General features: G+C 61.2%; 12 protein-coding genes. 8 read left to right on the top strand and 4 right to left on the bottom strand.

The features are described 5' to 3' along the window. Positions 1-31: 31 nt before the first annotated feature. Genes Q8N04_18325 through Q8N04_18310 form a run of 4 tightly spaced genes read right to left on the bottom strand, consistent with a single transcriptional unit; the run spans position 32 to position 6,647 of the window. Complete coding sequence (locus Q8N04_18325; protein MDP3092637.1) at positions 32-373, bottom strand: P-II family nitrogen regulator; 342 nt, start codon at positions 371-373, stop codon at positions 32-34. Between the two features lie 48 nt (positions 374-421). Next, the gene (locus Q8N04_18320) at positions 422-3,643 is read right to left on the bottom strand and encodes a DUF2309 domain-containing protein (protein MDP3092636.1); all 3,222 of its coding nucleotides are present in this window, start codon (positions 3,641-3,643) and stop codon (positions 422-424) included. Further along, entirely contained in the window at positions 3,631-4,893 is a 1,263-nt protein-coding gene (locus Q8N04_18315; GenBank protein ID MDP3092635.1) for a proton-conducting transporter membrane subunit, read from the bottom strand. Before Q8N04_18315 ends, Q8N04_18320 begins: the two co-directional genes overlap by 13 nt. Before the next feature lie 47 nt (positions 4,894-4,940). Next, positions 4,941-6,647: a proton-conducting transporter membrane subunit gene (locus Q8N04_18310; GenBank protein ID MDP3092634.1), complete on the bottom strand. Its 1,707-nt coding sequence runs from the start codon at positions 6,645-6,647 to the stop codon at positions 4,941-4,943. A 374-nt stretch (positions 6,648-7,021) separates the two neighbouring features. Here Q8N04_18310 and Q8N04_18305 point away from each other — a divergent pair, with 374 nt between their 5' ends. From Q8N04_18305 to ettA, 8 genes are all read left to right on the top strand, one after another. Next, positions 7,022-7,393, top strand: a complete 372-nt coding sequence (locus Q8N04_18305) for a DUF2294 domain-containing protein (protein MDP3092633.1) — start codon at positions 7,022-7,024, stop codon at positions 7,391-7,393. Further along, positions 7,393-8,868 carry a YdiU family protein gene (locus Q8N04_18300; GenBank protein MDP3092632.1) on the top strand — a complete coding sequence of 492 codons (1,476 nt, stop codon included), beginning with the start codon at positions 7,393-7,395 and terminating at the stop codon, positions 8,866-8,868. The genes Q8N04_18305 and Q8N04_18300 overlap by 1 nt, the downstream gene beginning before the upstream one ends. Positions 8,869-8,990: 122 nt before the next feature. Continuing rightward, positions 8,991-10,505: a PQQ-dependent sugar dehydrogenase gene (locus Q8N04_18295; protein MDP3092631.1), complete on the top strand. Its 1,515-nt coding sequence runs from the start codon at positions 8,991-8,993 to the stop codon at positions 10,503-10,505. Positions 10,506-10,614: 109 nt separating this feature from the next. After that, positions 10,615-13,851: a hypothetical protein gene (locus Q8N04_18290; GenBank protein MDP3092630.1), complete on the top strand. Its 3,237-nt coding sequence runs from the start codon at positions 10,615-10,617 to the stop codon at positions 13,849-13,851. A gap of 10 nt (positions 13,852-13,861) precedes the next feature. Beyond that, entirely contained in the window at positions 13,862-14,581 is a 720-nt protein-coding gene (locus Q8N04_18285) for a hypothetical protein (GenBank protein ID MDP3092629.1), read from the top strand. Then, on the top strand, positions 14,578-15,333 hold the full coding sequence (locus tag Q8N04_18280) for an alpha/beta fold hydrolase (GenBank protein MDP3092628.1): 756 nt from the start codon (positions 14,578-14,580) through the stop codon (positions 15,331-15,333). Before Q8N04_18285 ends, Q8N04_18280 begins: the two co-directional genes overlap by 4 nt. A gap of 10 nt (positions 15,334-15,343) precedes the next feature. After that, on the top strand, positions 15,344-15,511 hold the full coding sequence (locus Q8N04_18275; protein MDP3092627.1) for a hypothetical protein: 168 nt from the start codon (positions 15,344-15,346) through the stop codon (positions 15,509-15,511). 126 nt (positions 15,512-15,637) lie between these two features. Further along, positions 15,638-17,323 (top strand): energy-dependent translational throttle protein EttA, encoded by a 1,686-nt coding sequence (gene ettA / locus Q8N04_18270; protein ID MDP3092626.1) that lies wholly within the window; start codon positions 15,638-15,640, stop codon positions 17,321-17,323. Positions 17,324-17,395: the final 72 nt, after the last annotated feature.

Genomic DNA, 17,395 nt, shown 5'->3' with positions numbered 1-17,395 from the left:
ACGTAGTGTGCCAACGACCTGTCATTTCCAGCTAGGCGCTTTTGGTCTTTTTCCCGAAGTATTCCTGTCGGCTCACCGACACGTCCGTGACGAACATGACGCCGGAGTGCTTTTCAAACAGTGGCCGGAGGCCGGAGAGGATGGGCTCGACCTTGTCCTCGGGGACGACGGTCATGATCATCTCAAGGCTTTCCTGCTCACTGAACATGAAATGGGCTTCACGGATGCCGTGATGCCCCTTGCCGGACAAATTGCCGATGATGGTATAGCCGGTCGCTTTGACGCGATCCAGCAACTCAGTCACGAAGGCCTGGTGCTCTCCCGCGACGATCACGCGGATTTCCTTCATCGGATGCAATGTCAACGCGCCCATGTACACTCTCCTTTTCTAGCTACGCCCACGTGTGACCCTTCGCTGTGTTCATTGATGCTTGTCGAGCGGTACCCACTCGCCCGTGGGGCGATACCGATACCATAGCTGGTCATCGGGGTCGAGGGCGACGAGGTGTACCCACTCGTTATGATAAAAATGCCGCAAGACTTCGTGCCGCTCGATGAGCTTGTCGAGGCGCCCACGCGGCGTCTCCACAATCGTCAGCAGCCGCATAGGTTCATGGTAGGGCACCTCGCCGTTCATCACCGTCTGTCTGGCCAGTCCCAACCGGAGATCGCTCCACGGGCCCATCATAATGCCGATGCGCCCGACGACGTTATGATAGATCTTGCTGCCGCTGCCGTACACGTCGTTGTCCACCGCGGAAAAATAATGCTCCATGTTGATCCATTGCGCCACGACCTGCGGCGCGGTCAGCAGCACTTCGAGCAAACGATTACTGGGGTCTTCGCGGTAATCGTACGAATGCAGGAAGACGCGCCCTGCCAGGTCGAGTCCTTTGCTCAGTTCCCGCCGCCCGATCAGGAACGCGGTATTGCTCGACAGGCCCCACTCAGGACGCACCTGGCTCCAGTCCACACTCCGTTGCCGCACGTGGGCCTGCGCATCAGCCTCGCTGAGCGCTTCATGAACATCGGGGAAACGCGTGCAGCGTTCCTGGCTCGTCAAGGTGGAGGCTTCCCTGAGATCTTCCTGCAACCGCGCCAGGTCCGCGCGATGGGTGGGTGGCACATCTTCCAGATCGAACAGTTGGACGTCGTCCGTCGTCGTGTCCATCTGGGCGGCCAGAAAATGGGTGTCGGGTGGAATCACCAGGTTGTTCTTCGCCAGGCGCTCCCGCACCAGGGGGTTGTTCGCCATCATCGCCAGGACGCGGGCATTCGGTTTGCCTTCGTTACCGCCGCAGGCGCCGCAGTCCAAGGCCGATTCGTAGGGATTGTTGTCCGACGTGCTGCCGTGGGCGCAAAAGAGGACCAGCCGGGCCAGGTTCTTCGTCAGTCCCATCATCCGCAGCGCCGTGTCGACCGTGAGCGTCTGCTCTTCGACGGTGAAGCCGGTGCGGGTAATCCGCTCTTTCTGCCGGGATGCGGATCGCGCCGTCAGATCGTACTGCCGCCGGAGGATGTCGACGAGGGTGCGCAGCAAGTCGGGCGAGAGCTCGGCCGGTTTTGCTGCGTCCACGAGCGACACGTCCAATTCAGGCTGTCCACCCAGCGCCTGTTGGCGCAAGGCCTCGACGAGAGCCGGGGTGATGCGCGCGCTGCGCAATCCCGCATGTTCCTGCAGGACCTTCCGGACGACCGCCTGGTGTTCGGTTGCCAGCATTTCCGCGGTCTCCGCCGGGGCCATCTTGTCGACGGTCAGTGTCGTCGCGATAGCCGGCACAAACAGGCGCCGCAACCACGAGGTCCAGCGTTGATAGAGCGACGGCAAGAGGGTCTTGCCGAAGATCGGGAGGCTGTAAAACCAGCCCAGTGATTCCACCATGACATAGGGGGTCACGATGTTCTCTTTGAGATCGTGCAGCAATGTATGGCCGGCATGGACCCATTTGGTACGGGCTTCGTGTTTCGACACTTTGTGATCGAGGTAACTCCGGGGAATTTCGCGGACCTCGTTCTTCGCGCGCATGATCACGGGGAACTGCTCGGTGTCGTGTTCCTTCCCCCAGGCGCGATAGCGAATGAAGGCGGCGAAGAATCCGGCGAAGCCGTAGGTCTCGTGCGGACCGGTGGACTCCAGATGGCGGCGGAACGGCTCGGAGCGCACATCGATGCAATAGACCGATTGCGAATAGGGCCGGCTCGTTCCCGGCGGGTCCGTAGCGACGGGTCGTTGCGATACCGGTGTCCGCAATTGGCCGAGCAGGCGCTCCTGGTACGCGGCTTCCAACGCTTTGAGCCACACCGGGCCATGGTCTGATTCGGGAAACGACTCCATCCAATCGAAGAGCTGCTTCAGCGTGGCATGCGGGGTCTGGGCCAAGACGGTTGGATCCAGGTCCAAGGAACGCGCCAATGCCACGAGCCGCTTGGCGGCGCCGCGGCGGGCGGCAATTTCCTGCCGCGGGACCACGTCGGTGCCGTACCGCTCCATCACGCGGCCCCATCCGTTGCCCTTGTGATGCCGGAGCCGGTCTACTTCTTCGGCATAGAGCGCCGGCAGCCGGCCGGCGATCCGCTGGCGCCGCAAGTAGTATTCGTCGGGGTGCTCGCGCATATAAGCGACGACGGCGTCGTAACGGCCGTCGAGGCCGAGTTCGTCGCGGCAGGTCTTCTGAACCAGCTCGCTGGCGTACCACAAGCGAATGGCGAGGAATTTGACGAGTCCGACCGGATAGGACTTTTGCCAGGGATAGTCCCGTTCTTCCGCGCGCCACTTGATGAAGCCGGCCCAGCCCGGCAGCGCGGTCAATTGCAGCGATAAATAATCCTGGCGCAGCTCTGACGGAATGCCGAGCCGGTCGAGACTCTGGAGCAACGCGTCTTCTGGATAGTCGGGAAGCTGCGCGATTTTTCTGCGACTGTCCGGGATGCCGCAAGGCGACCATTCTTTCGCGGCCAGCGCGCGCCAGGCGCTGTACAGCCCGTTCTCCCGTCCCGGCATCGGCCAGGCGGCATGGCCTTCGTCCAGAAAGGCTTCGCACCATTTAATGAGTTCGTGGTTGATCTGCTGGACGATTTGCGTGCCGAAGGTGTCGTCGCACCAGTGCGACAGCGTGAGCCACCGGCCCAGCGCCGCCTGGTCGCCCTCCACGATGAGATGAATCCGTTTGCGGAGATCGGGGAACGCCCACTCGGAAGACAGGCTGGCTGCGACGACGTCGATCACGGCTTGCGCAGGATCGTGCAGTTGATCGTCGAGAGGTTCGGCGACCGGGGCACAGAGTCCCTCCGTCAGGCAGGCGCGCAGCACGTCGCCATGCGGGAGTCGGCGCGAGCCGATCGTGACCTCCCGGTTCAAGACGAGCGGCTGCAAGGCGGCGTCGAGATGGGCGAGCTGGATTCGGCCCGATTTCAGATACTCCCGATAGAGCGTGCCGGGGAGATAGCTGTGCCCTCCCATGAATTGCTTGCCGCGGCGAGCCGTCTCCTCGAATGGCAGGTACTCGAGACCATGGAGGGGATTGTGGTGGACGAAGGTGCACATCGGCCAATACTGCGCGATTACCTCGCCGGCGAGCTGAACGACTCCGCGCAGCTCCATCCGTCTGGATTCGATGTCGATCGTCGGTTCTACCTGTTCCATACGAGCGGTCCTGAGTGGGCGCCGGCCGGAGGCGTTGTCCGGTCCGGTCCAAAGAGGCTGATCGGCATCACGCCCAGCGCGAGCAGGGTCAAGATGAGAATCATCAGCGCCGCCAGCTCCGTGTGGAGGACTTCGGCATACCGTAAATCGGTCCGACGCGCACCGAACAGCAGTCTCTGCACGAGATCGAGAATGTACCAGGATGCCGCGAGCCAGGCGCAGACCAACACGACGATGCCGGCGGAAAAGGCCGCCGTCGACGAGAGCAGCAAGCCCATGAAGCCTGCGAAGACGCCGAACGGCGGCAAGCCCATGGCTGCGAGGGCCAGCAGCGACAGCAGCACGGCGTATTGCGGCATGGTCGAGGCCAGTCCGCTGATAGCCTGGGGGTCCACGTCGTCGCCGTAGCGGGTGCGGATGATCTGCCAGGCGACCAGGAGCCCGCACATGACGAGACCGACGGCGCCGACGAAGAGCGCGGCGCGCGGCGTCGCCGTGCGCGCGGTCGCGATGCACCACCAGAGCATCGAAAAGAATGAGAGACTGCTGTAGGCGAGCAGCAGCCGCACGCGCGACTGCACCAGAGCCTTGACCGCGCCATACACGGTCCCGGCGAGGGCCAGGCAACTGATCATCCAGGCCACAGTATCCGGCAGCGTCGCCGCGAGCGGGGCCAGGCTATGCAGGCCGAGGGCCGGAAAGAGCAGGACCATGAACGAGGGCAAATTGCCGGGCAGGCGGGTCAGCGCGGTGAGATGCCCGTCGTGAAACGGCACGACGGGCAAGAGAATGGTGCAGGCCAGCAACGCCGCCATCGAAGCCAGCGGCGGAGCGGCGATCAACGTGAGCAACAGGCAGAGGGCGCCGAGGCTGTAGGCCCCGAGGCCCCACCAGGAGATGGGCCAGAGAGGCGTGTGGTGGCGATAGAGCAACACAATGACGAAGCCATGGATGGCCATCAGGAACAGTTTGTCGACGACAGGTTGACTGGTCAGCGCGCCGATTCCCAGGCTCAGAAATAGCAGAGTCAGGACCCAGGAGGTCCGATGGTCCGGGTGATGCGGTTGGCCCAGGAGCGACATCCCGGCGGCGAGCGGCAGCAAAAAAAGCAGGAGCAGGCCTTCGGGCGGGGCGGTCAGAAATCCGGCGAATCCCGCGAGGGAAGCCAGGCTGACGGCGCAGACGCCGACCGACCAGGCCATGAGCCGGTGGGGATGGGCCCAGAATGCCAGGCTTGCCGCAGCGCCCACTAGGGGGATACCCGATAATATCCAGGAAACGAGAGAGAGGTCCATTGTCAGAACCACCCCCGTTCGCGTTTATCGAAGCGATGGATGACACCCGTGACCGTCCGGCCGAGTTGCTGATAGAGTTCGTCGACGTACAACCGGTTCATGAACAAGACGTACAACCCGTTCTGTCCGCCCTCGATCCATCGGGAAGCCCATGCGGGCAGCCAGATCGTTCGCCCATGGGTGCGCAGATAGAGATAGCACCAGCCGAGGACGGTCAGGATTGTCGCTAGCAGGACGATGCTGTCGAAGAGCCAGTTCGGAAGATCCGCGGCTTGAAAGTAGGACGCGACTTCTGCGGGATTCGGATACAGGAAGGCCGTGAATGACTCGACGGCAAAGAGATACATGAACACCACAAAGAGCAGCGTGACGAGCATGGCGGCCGACACTTCCCAGGAGGGCACCGCGCGCAAGCGGGTGAGCGTCAGAATGGCCTGTGACGAGGTGAGCCAGATAAAGAAGAGGAAGATGACGGTGCCTTGGGATTCCAGTAAGGGAATGCGCAGGACGCCGTGGGTGACCAGCAGGATCAGCAGGGGAATCAGCAACGTGGACACGAATCCTGTCGACCACGTGAGCGGGGAAAGGCTGTCTTCTTTGTCCGGCTGGTCGGTGTGCGGGAAATGCGCTTCCTGTCTGGCCTTGTGGATTACGTTGCCGCTATTCAGGAACATCGTCGCCTTGAACAGCCCGTGGGCGATCAGGTGAAAGACGGCGAGTGAAAATGCGCCCAGCCCGCACTCCATGATCATGTAGCCCATCTGACCGACCGTCGAGAAGCCGAGCGTTTTCTTGATGTCGTTCTGAGCCAGCATCATGGTGGCGCCCAGGACCGCCGTCAATGACCCCACGACGAAGGCCACATGCAGCGTCGTGGAGCTGAGCCCGAACAGAGGGGCCAGACGGTTGATCAAGAAGCCGCCCGCGTTGATGATGCCGGCGTGCAGCAAGGCGGTCGCCGGCGTGGGGGCATAGAGATAGTGAGGCAGCCAGATATGCAGCGGGAATTGCGCGGACTTGCTCATCCCGCCGATGAACAGGAGCAGCGTCACCGCCGTGGCGCCGCTTATGTCGAGCCCCGGCAGGGGAGAGAGCATCACAGCCGATTCGGCGGCCTTGGCGAACAGCGCCGGGAACTCTAGGGTTCCGTAGAGGGCATGGGCCAGGACGATTCCCGCAAGAAACGCCGCGTCTCCGACCCGCAACAGCGTGAAGGTTTTGAAGGCGCCCTCCAACGTCCCTTGATGGGTATGGTTATGGGCCAGGAGATACAGCAGGTAGCTCAGGAGTTGCCAGAAGAGAAAGAGCATCATGAGATTGGCGCTGGAGACCAGGCAGAGCAGCACGAACATGGCCAGGCCGATGAGCGTGAAATAGCGCGGTTCGTGCGGGTCTTGGTACATGTACCCGATGGAGTAGGCATAGATGATCGTGCCGACTCCGGAGATCAGCACCATCATGACCGCGCTGAGCCGGTCGATGTAGAAGCCGATCGGAAAGGTGAGCGAAGCCGTCGAGGCGGGGTCGTAAAAGCGGACGCTGATCGGTCCCTGGACTGCCACGAGGTAGAGGGTGGCCACCGCGCCGCAAAACGCCGCGCCGATCGGGAAGATGGCGAGCTGGATCCGTGCACGGCGCGACGCGTCATCGCCCACGGCGACGATCAGCGCCGTCAGGAGCGGAAGCAGCGGGATCAGCCAGGCATACACAGACACCTCACGGGTTCAGAGAACACAAAAGCCAACCGCGCACCTCGACGAATTGTCGCCGCCGCACGGTTGGCTTGTACTGCGTCCGACCCGAAACGAGCCGGTCACCCTACTGCCTTTGTCGTATCCAATGCGATGGTTCCGCCTATCCCAGGTGAACGAGGTCGACAGGGAACGCCATCGGACGCATTCATGCCCCTTTATCCGGTATCTGTCCCTGGGTAGTCAAGGCATCGGGTACATTGTCCACCCCACCCTAGGCCTTCGGGCCCACGCATCATGCCGTTCGGCCCAACGGGGCGGCTTTATCCTTGTGGCCGCCTAAGCGGCCCTTCTATAATCGGTCTCTACCATCTGGCTGGAAGGGCTGCGTGATGAACAAGGGACTGACTAAAGGCGAGATCGAAGCGGCGATCCGTAATGCCATCATCAAGTTCGAACAGGACTTTATGGGGCGCGGTCCGGAGGATGTGCGGGCCTATATCGTGCGGGATCTCGTTGTCGTTCGCCTGAAAGGCGTCCTGACGCCGGCTGAGCGGCAGCTTGCCAAAAGCGCAGAAGGCGTCGACATGGTCAAACGAATCAGACAAACGCTCATCGCCCAGGGCCGCGATCGGCTCTTCGAGCAGGTTGCCGACATCACCGGGGCGAAGGCGCTGGCACTTTTTACCGATATCGATGTCCAGATCGGTGAGAAGGTCCTCGTCTTTACGGTGGATCGCGACTTGGAAGGTCTTGGTCGGTAATGGCTCGCCGTGCGTTGGAAACCCTTTCGTTCGATAACTCCTATGCGCGTCTGCCTGAATCGTTCCATGCCAAACTGAACCCTACGCCGTTTTCGACGGCTCCCTATCTCATCAGCTTCAATCGTGCGGCAGCGGAACTGATCGACCTGGATCCGGCAGAGGCGTTGCGTCCGGAATTCGCCGGGGTCTTCGGCGGGAGCCTGCTGGTACCGGAGATGGAGCCGTTGGCGATGCTCTATTCCGGCCATCAATTCGGCACCTATGTTCCGCAGCTCGGCGACGGCCGCGCGATCCTCTTGGGCGAAGTCCGGAATGAGCGGGGCGAGAAATGGGATCTGCAACTCAAGGGCGCGGGGATGACGCCCTTTTCACGCGACGGCGACGGCCGCGCCGTGCTGCGTTCCACGATTCGCGAATATCTCTGCAGCGAGGCCATGCACGGGCTCGGTATTCCGACCACGCGGGCGCTCTGCGTCGTCGGCAGCGACCATCAGGTCTATCGGGAACAGGTGGAGACCGGCGCGATTGTGCTGCGCATGGCGCCCTCGCACGTCCGGTTCGGCTCGTTCGAAGTCTTTTACTATCGGAAGCAGCACGAGCAATTGAAAGTCCTGGCCGACTATGTGATCGCCCAGCACTATCCCCATCTGGTCGACGCGTCCGACAAGTACGCGTGGTTCTTTACTGAGGTGGTCGAGCGGACAGCAAGGTTGATCGCCCAATGGCAGGCCGTCGGCTGGGCTCACGGCGTGATGAATACCGACAACATGTCGATCCTCGGGATTACGCTCGACTACGGACCCTTCGGCTTCATCGACGACTACGATCCCGGCTTCATTTGTAACCACTCCGACCACAACGGCCGCTATGCGTTCAACCGACAGCCCTATATCGGTCTCTGGAATCTGAGCTGTCTCGCGCAAGCGTTGCTGCCCTTGGCCGGGAAGGACGCGCTGAAAGCCGCCTTGGACTCCTACACGCCGCTCTGCGAGCGCCGGTATATGGAGCTGATGCAGCAGAAGGTCGGATTGATCCAGGAGCAGGACGACGATGCGGCCTTGATTCAGGATCTGCTGGGTCTCATGCAGCAGAGTCACGTCGATTACACCAACTGTTTCCGTGCCCTGGGCGCATTTTCATCGGCCGCGGGCTCGCTCAACGAACCGCTCCGCGATGTCTTTCTGGACCGTGCGGCCTTCGATGCCTGGGCTGCGCGCTATGCCGGGCGGTTGCGGATAGAGCAGAGCCGGGACGAGGAGCGGCACACGCGGATGAACCGGGTCAATCCCAAATATATCCTGCGCAACTATCTCGCCCAGACCGCCATTGAGAAGGCGCAGCAGAAGGACTATTCGGAAGTCGATCGCCTGCTGGCGCTGTTGCAAGATCCCTACAGCGACCAGCCCGGCATGGACGCCTATGCCGCCGCGCCTCCCAACTGGGGCAAGCATGTATCGGTGAGTTGCTCGTCCTGAGAGGGGTTTCTGCCGGGGCACTCTTTATGCTCTAGCTAGAAGCTGTGTTGAATGGGGGGCGGCTCGACTCACTGGACCGGTGGGTTCATAGGGCGGCCTCCCGCCGCGCAAGGAGCATGAGCGTGAAGGTTCAGACGACGTCACAGATCAGCAGGAGTCTGCTCGTCTCGGTCTGGTTCCTGATGGTGCTCGCCGCCTGTGCGCAGGACGGGGGCGGCTCGACTTCACCGGCTCCCTCGGCCACCCCGCCTCCGGCAACCGGGACTTCTGCAACCGTCACGCTGGCGAGTCCGGCGCAGAATGCCACGGTCCCGGTCGGTCCTGTCACCGTCTCGTTCGCGACGCAGTTCTTCACGATCGGCACGCCCGGTCAGCCCCATTTGCACTTCTATCTTGATGGCGATCCCGTGCCCTACCGGTTTTACGACGGACCGGCGATCACGGATGACAACGGCGTGCTCTACAATGGCGTCCATACGCATTTCGTCCATTGGAAATCAGCGACGTCTTTCGACATCTTCGGACTGTCATCCACCGCTCATACCGTTCGGTTCGTTCTCGCCGATCAGAACAACAATGACTTGCCGAACCAGGAGGCGACCAAGACGCTCACCTTCTCAGTCAGCCAACCGCCGGCCGGTGATTTGACTCTTCAGTCCGTCCTGCCGGGTCTGAATTTTCCGGTAGGGCTCTCGTTGGCACCGGATGGCCGCGTGTTCTTCAACGAACGCCTGACGGGGAAGATTCGCATCATCGATCCGCAATGGCAGCTCGTGCCGACGGAGTTTTGCCAGATCGCGATCGCCACGAGCGGGGAGCAGGGTCTGCTCGGTCTGACCCTCGATCCGGACTTTGCGGCGAACCATTTTGTGTACGCCTATCATTCGGTCTCCGGCCCTTTGCGCAATCGGGTGGTTCGTTACACCGAGTCCGCCGGGTCCTGCACGAATCAGCAGATCATTCTCGACAATCTGCCGGCCAGTACCAACCATAACGGCGGGATCATCAGGTTCGGGCCGGATGGGAAGCTCTATGTGGTCATCGGCGATGCGGAAAATACGGCGAATGCTCCGAATGTGACGTCGCTGGCAGGAAAAGTTTTGCGCGTAAACCCCGACGGGTCGGCTCCGTCCGACAACCCGTTCTTCTCAAACCCGAACTCCGATGCCAAGAAGGTCTTCAGCCTCGGTCATCGCAATAGCTACGGATTTACCTTTCATCCCCACACCGGTCATCTGTGGGAAACCGAGAACGGCCCCGGTGATAACGATGAAATCAATCGCGTCGTGGCCGGGGGGAACTTCGGCTGGCCGACGGTCGGAGGAATTGCCAACAATCCGAGCTTCCTCAATCCGATCCTGGCCTACACGCCGACGATCGCCCCGACCGGGATCATCGCCATACCCGAAGACTCCACAGTCTATCCTGCGCCCTATAGGAATAATCTGTTGTTCACTGCCTGGAACGATGGACTGATCCGCCGTGTGGTCTTGAGCGGGGCCGATCTCACGCAGTTGGGCAGCACCAGTACGGCTTACAACGGCGGCCGGGGTGGGCTCCTCAGCATGATGCTGGGGGCCGACGGGTCTGTCTATGTCTCCAACGCCGGGGGCATCTTCAAAGTCGTTCCCCTGTAGTCCACTATCCGCTCTATCCTCTTCCAATCGGTCCCCTGAAACTCCTTGCAGTCTCCTCCTCTGTCTGATGTAGAGTGACGGGACGGTCATCTCTGGAGGAGTGCAACCTGTGGCGAAATCGCGCGGTGATTCGAAGCTGGCGGTGGCGGGCGCGTTGACGCTCGTGCTGGCCATTGCCGGTGTGTTGTTGGTGAAAGATCCGCTGCGCAGTTCGCGGCCGGTCGGCACCGGGCTGGACATGAAGCAGAGCACCGGCGAGCAGTTGGTCCGGGCGCGGCTGTGGGAAGATCCGGTGGCGGCGGTCGAGCGGGCTATCCGGGAGAAGGGGGCGCCCCAAGCGGCGTCCGGGGCGGCATCCTCCTTGGCCCAACGGCTCAGCACGCTTCGGGAGGCGATCGCCGAGCGGGTCAAGAGCGGGCAGCGCCTCACGGTTTTATTGACGACCACAACCGGCGGGCCGTATGTGGAAAGCACCGAGTCGCGGCTCCGTGACCGCTACGCAATCGGCACGGCGCTTGGCGTCGCCTGCTACGTTCCGGAAGACGAGACCCATCTCTCCTTTGTCGACTGGGATCCGCAAGGATCCGTCCGGGGGCTTCCTTATGAATGGTATCGACTGAGAAAAACCCGTAACTGTGGTGAGCCCGGATCGCGCGCGGACAGCGTCCTGGTCGTCTGGCTTCCCGACGAAGCCTTGAACCGCGGCTTCCTGGCCACCTTGACGTCGCTGTCCCAGGGGCTGGCCTGTCAGGAAGCGGCCAAAGGCGAGTGTGCGCTCACGGGCGACAAGCGCAGACTGGTTCGGCTGAATCCCGCAATACAACAGGCCGTCACGTTCAAAATTATCGGTCCGCGCAGCTCTTCGGCCTATCGCGCGCTGCTGGATGAGGCGGGGACGCTGTACGGCATTCCGCATGACGGGCTCGGGGTCTGGCCGAACGCCGACGGATCGATCGAGCTGTATTCGCCCTGGGCCAGCGCGATGAAGGGGCTGCTGGCCTACGGGCTCAAGGCGGAGTCGGGCAAAGGCGCGGCGTGCGCAACCTATGCAGACTGCGAACAGGAGTTTTATCGTCGGCTGGCCGATGCGAACATCCGGCTCGTCTACGACGTCGGCTCGGACGATCGGCGGTTTGAATCGCTGATCGCTGAATTGGACCGGCGGCAGGTCCGGCTCGGTTGGGATGCCGTGATGCTCATCGGGGAGTGGGACTCTTTCTACGGACGAGCCCTGCCCATCGAGTTCCGCGCGGCCGCCTGCGCCAAGGTGGCGACGTTCTCGGAAGAGGATCTCCGGCAGATCCAGGTGCCGGCGGACATCAAACGCTTGTGCCCGAGCATCCCGCAGGCCGTGGATCTGCAGATTCAGCGGCCCGCCGACTACGAAGCGCTCGCGCTCAACGTCTTTCGCTACAGCTATCTGGGCGGACTGGACGGAGAAGTGCCGGGCGACGACGCGGCGAGAGCCGCCCGGGCTGCCAAGGCGGCGGCCGGCAATCCGGCCGGAGACGCGACTCGGGACCGCCCGGAGGGCACCAGCCAGCTCGATTATGTGCGCGCGCTGGTTGCGCGCATCCATGACGAAGGTGAGGGCGCCAGAGCGATCGGGATCATGGGGACGGATCCCTACGACGCCTTGCTCATCATCAAGGCCCTCCGTCCGTTTTTCCCGCACGCGATCTTTTTCACGCTGGATCTCGACGCGCGTCATCTTCATCCGAGCGAGTACAAGTCGACACGCAACATGCTCGTCGCCTCGCCGTTCGGGTTGCAGCTGGATGGAAGTCTCCAGCGCGATGTCCCGCCGTTTCGCAGCAGCTATCAAACGTCGGCCTATTTTGCCGCGCTGCAGGCCGTGGGCCATGTCACCTGCGAATCCAACGGGCACCAGCCGCAGAGGGGACCCTGCACATCGGCGTACCACGCGGCGATGACGCCGGAGGATCGTCTCTACGATGCCGGATCCTATCCGAGGCTTTTTGAAGTGGGCCGGAACGGGGCGGTGGACCTGAGTGTGGTCGACCGGGAGGGCGTGCGAACGATCCATCCGTTGCGCCCAGACCTTGCCTCTACGGATCAGTATGGACAGCTGAAGCAAGGGGTCGGGTTTGACAATACGGCCATTGCGGCCGGAGTCGTGATCGCGCTCTTGATTGCCATGATGGTCGTCTGGAGCAATCAAGGACTCTGGCTCTGGGTCAGGGAGAATCCAAAAATATTGGGAGGGCTGGGGATCCTTCTCCTGGCATCCCTCTCGGCCTTCCTGGCACTCGGCGGCGCGACGATGCTGCTCGCGGGTCATGACGAAGGTGAGCCGTTTTCCTGGACCGCCGGCGTCAGCATCTGGCCGAGCGAACTGTTGCGCTTCTTCGTCGTGCTCCTCTGCCTCATCCTCCTGGCGAAGGGCATGCGCGATCTGACGAAGAACAGCGACCTCATCGGGCAGGACTTTCTGTTTCAAGATGAGTCCGCCGGTAAACGGTTTTCCCCCGTGACTTTCTGGCTCAACCTCAAGCGGGTTTCCCATCCGGCCGCGACGATGACGGCCACGACGGTGGATCAGGCCTGGTCCTGGTATCGCGAGGCCGGCAAGCCCGCGCAGCGTGCGGCGCGAACGGTCATGTTGTTCTTTCTCTATCTCGCCGTCATGTGGCCGCTGGAAAAATGGGTCCTGGATGAGGAAATGATCCATCCCTGCCGGGGGCGTCTGAGTTGCACCGTCGATTGGGTTCTGACGCTCGGCAGCGTCGCGCTCGTGGTCCTGCTCAATCTGGCGGTCTTCGATGCGGTGATGCTCTGTCGGCGGTGGATCGGCTGGGTGACCGCCTCGACCGGCGGCTGGTCCGATCAGGTGCAAGAGGAATATCTCCGGGACTATGGACTGGGGCAGGCCCAAAAAGCGGAGTTTGAGAAGTTGAAGTATCTGGCGGTGGTGGATCTGATCGGGCAGCGGACCGAAGTGGTGAATCGCCTGATTCGTTATCCCTTCATCGCTCTGTTGATCATGATCGCGGGACGGAACGACTATTTCGATATCTGGAATTACCCCGTCTTGCTCCTGTTCTCCTGGGCGCTGAACGTGTTGCTGGCCCTGCTGGCGGCGTTTCTTCTGTACCAGGCGGCGAGCAAGGCAAAAGCCGCCATGTTGACGGGGCTGAGCCGGCAGATGGTCCAGGCTCTGGGAGTCGGGCAGGATCGTGATGTCCGGATGAAACAGGTCCAGTTCATCATCGACGAAGTCGAAGCCAACGAGCAGGGCGCATTCGTCCCGCTCTACCAGCAGCCGGTGATCGAATCATCGCTCTATGGCATCGTCGCATTGTTGCAATATTTGTATATGAGGTAAGGGATCACTCATGCGCGACGAACAGATCAGTGGGTTGCGGACGCGAATCACAGGCGGTACGGACGGTAAGGGTGGAGGTCGAGGGCCTCTTGTCATTCTTCTCCATGGTTTCGGTGCGCCGGGGGACGATCTCGTTCCGTTGGCCGATGCTCTGAACGTGCCGGCCGGTGCGAGGTTTGTGTTTCCCGAGGGCCCGCTCTCGCTGAGCTTCGGACCCGGCAATGCGCGAGCCTGGTGGCTGATCGATATGGCGCGCATTGCCCAGGATCGGGCGGCCGGACGGGTGCGCGATCTGTCGCAGGATGTTCCCAAAGGCCTCGCGCCGGTGCGTGAGACGATGCTGAGTTTTTTGAAAGAGATCGAGCAAAAGTTCGACGCCGATCCGAAGAAGACCGTGCTCGGCGGATTCTCTCAAGGTGCCATGCTCTCGTGCGACCTCATCCTTCACACCGACCGGCCCTACGCCGGACTTGTCCAACTGTCCGGCAACATCCTGGCACAGCCGATCTGGGGGCCGCTCCTGCCGAAGCGCAAAGGCCTGCCGGTCTTTCAAAGTCACGGGGTGCAGGACGAGATTCTGCCCTACGTCGGGGCGGAACGATTGCGAGACACGCTGGCCCATGCGGGCCTGTCCGTTGAATGGCACAATTTCCGTGGAGGCCATGAGATTCCGAGAATAGTGCTGCAACGGTTGGGGCTCTTCATCACCAAGGCGGTCACTTCTTCATGAGCGGCCCACACTCGTTCGAACTTGCAGGCCCTGACGGCAAGCTGATTCGCGGCGATCGCGCGATGGGGAAGGATCGTCAGGTTCTTTTCATCACCGGCTTTCTCTCCAAGCGCTGGGGGAATAAGAGCAAGGCCTTGGTGCAATGGTGTCAGGAACAGGGTTGGGGATTCTGCTGTTACGATGTGCGCGGGTTCGGCGATTCGGAGGGCCGGTTCACGGACTACACCCTGTCCGATTGGATCGCCGATGCACGGACGATTCTCACCACACTCAAAGGCGGTCCACCCGTTACGATCGTTGGCAATTCTCTGGGAAGCTGGATCGCCTGGCTGATTGCGCAAGAGTTCGAACTCGTCGACCGGCTCATTCTCATCGCCCCGGCGTTCAATATGATGGGTGTTCGCGCCACGCAGATTGCGCCGGAGCGACGGCAGGCCTGGCAGAACACCGGCTGGATGCCCTGGGATGACGATCCGTTGCATAAAGATTGGCCGCTGTCGTGGAAGTGGGTCGAGGAAAGCGAGGCCTACTGGCAGACCACGTTCGATCGGCTCAGGCCGGTACCGACGACGATCCTGCACGGATTACAGGATACGGTGATCCTGCCAGACGGGAGCCGGGAGTTCGCCCGTCTCCTGTTGGCCAAAGCCCCGACCTATCCGATCGACCTGCACCTGATTCCCGGCGACCATCGGCTGAGCAGCCCCGAGCATGTCGAGCGATTTCACCGGTTGGTACTGAGCCAACCATAAAGGAACCACGATGCTGACCCTGATCCATAAAGAGTGCGGCGGTCCGGCGCTGGATGAATCACCCGTCGGCGAAGTCTGCGCGATTCCCGTCAATCAATTCCCCTTTCCCTGCTTTACTTGTCTGGAAGAAATCGTCGACGAATCGGAAGTCCGGCTGTCGCAAGAAATGGGCTTTTGAACGGGCTGGTCCAGTCATGCCGCCGGGAGGCAGAGGGCAGCAGGGGTTGAGTTGTGCGGGAATGAGGCTGTCTGATAAGTTGTGCGGCTCAGGAACGTGAATTATTAGCGGAGGATTCCAAGGATCATGGCCACGACCAACGACAAACAAGTCATTTTCTCTCTCGTCAATGTCGGCAAGGTGTTCCCGCCGAAGAAGCAGGTGTTGCGCGAGATCTACCTCGGCTTCTACTACGGCGCGAAGATCGGTGTGCTCGGCTTGAACGGATCAGGCAAAAGCTCCCTGCTCAAGATCATTGCCGGCGTGGACCCCAATTACACCGGGGAAATCACCCGCTCGAAAGGCTACAGCATCGGCTTGCTCGAACAGGAGCCGCAGCTTGACCCAAACAAGACAGTCAAGGAAGTCGTCGAAGAGGGGAAGGCCGAGCTGGTGGCGTTGCTCCATGAATATGAAGCAGTGAGCAACAAGATCGGCGAAGTGGGTCCCGAGGAAATGGAAAAGCTGATCGACAAGCAGGCGCAGATCCAGGAAAAGATCGAGGCGGCCAACGGCTGGGAATTGGAAAATGAACTTGAGGTCGCCATGGACGCGCTCCGCTGTCCGCCGGCGGATGCCAAGGTCGGGGTGCTCTCAGGCGGTGAGAAGCGCCGCGTGGCGCTCTGCCGTCTCATGATTCAGGAGCCGGATATTCTGTTACTCGACGAGCCGACGAACCACCTCGATGCCGAATCCGTGCAATGGCTGGAGCAGCATCTGCAGCAATACAAGGGCACGGTCATCGCGGTGACGCACGATCGCTACTTCCTCGACAACGTGGCCGGCTGGATTCTGGAGCTCGATCGCGGACACGGGATTCCCTTCCAGGGCAATTACACCTCCTGGCTGGAGCAGAAGAAGAACCGGTTGGAGAAGGAAGAGAAGGCCGAATCGAAGCGGCAGAAAACCCTTGAACACGAGTTGGAATGGATCCGTATGTCGCCCAAGGCGCGGCAGTCGAAGGGGAAGGCGCGTTTGAACCGGTATGAGGAACTCGTCAATCAGAAGCAGGACCAGGTCGCGGACGATCTCGAAATCTACATTCCGCCGGGACCGCGCTTGGGCGATGTGGTCATCGAAGCCAATGGGATCGGCAAGGCGTTCGGCGACAAGGTGCTCTATGAAAATGTGAATTTCAGTTTGCCCAAGGGCGGCATTGTCGGTGTGATCGGCCCGAACGGCGCCGGCAAGACGACCATGTTCAAGATGATTCTCGGCAAAGAAAAACCGGATTCCGGGACGATCAAGATCGGCGAAACCGTGAAGCTCGGCTACGTGGATCAGGATCGCAGCCTCGACGGCAACAAGACCGTGTACGAAATCATTTCCGATGGCCAGGACACGATCAAGCTCGGAAAAGTCGAAGTGAATGCCCGGGGTTATTGCGGACGATTCAACTTCGCCGGGACCGATCAGCAGAAGAAAGTGAAGGAGCTCTCCGGCGGCGAGCGCAATCGCGTGCATCTGGCCCGCATGCTGAAAGAAGGGGCCAATCTCATCATTCTCGACGAGCCGACGAACGACCTCGATGTGAATACATTGCGTGCGTTGGAAGAAGGGTTGGAGAGTTTCGCCGGCTGCGCGGTCGTCAGCAGTCACGATCGATGGTTTCTCGACCGTTTGGCGACGCATATTCTGGCCTTCGAGGGCGACAGCAAAGTGGTGTGGTTCGAGGGGAATTACAGCGACTACGAAGCGGACCGCAAGCGGCGCCTGGGCAAAGAAGCCGACCAACCGCACCGGATCCGGTATCGCAAGCTGACCAGGAATTAATCTCGGCTCCCATCCGAACGGCCGGTGAGTCCGTATTGCTAGAAGGATGGTTCGCTCTACGCACAATCATAT

It is taken from the genome of Nitrospira sp. (assembly GCA_030692565.1).
Classification (GTDB): Bacteria; Nitrospirota; Nitrospiria; order Nitrospirales; family Nitrospiraceae; genus Nitrospira_D.
This window is presented reverse-complemented; position numbering and strand designations above follow the sequence as displayed.

Coding starts and splice junctions, on each gene's coding strand:
- Q8N04_18325 (MDP3092637.1), bottom strand. CDS start 373: ATGGGCGCGTTGACATTGCATCCGATGAAGGAAATCCGCGTGATCGTC.
- Q8N04_18320 (MDP3092636.1), bottom strand. CDS start 3,643: ATGGAACAGGTAGAACCGACGATCGACATCGAATCCAGACGGATGGAG.
- Q8N04_18305 (MDP3092633.1), top strand. CDS start 7,022: ATGAACAAGGGACTGACTAAAGGCGAGATCGAAGCGGCGATCCGTAAT.
- Q8N04_18300 (MDP3092632.1), top strand. CDS start 7,393: ATGGCTCGCCGTGCGTTGGAAACCCTTTCGTTCGATAACTCCTATGCG.
- Q8N04_18285 (MDP3092629.1), top strand. CDS start 13,862: ATGCGCGACGAACAGATCAGTGGGTTGCGGACGCGAATCACAGGCGGT.
- Q8N04_18280 (MDP3092628.1), top strand. CDS start 14,578: ATGAGCGGCCCACACTCGTTCGAACTTGCAGGCCCTGACGGCAAGCTG.
- Q8N04_18275 (MDP3092627.1), top strand. CDS start 15,344: ATGCTGACCCTGATCCATAAAGAGTGCGGCGGTCCGGCGCTGGATGAA.
- ettA (MDP3092626.1), top strand. CDS start 15,638: ATGGCCACGACCAACGACAAACAAGTCATTTTCTCTCTCGTCAATGTC.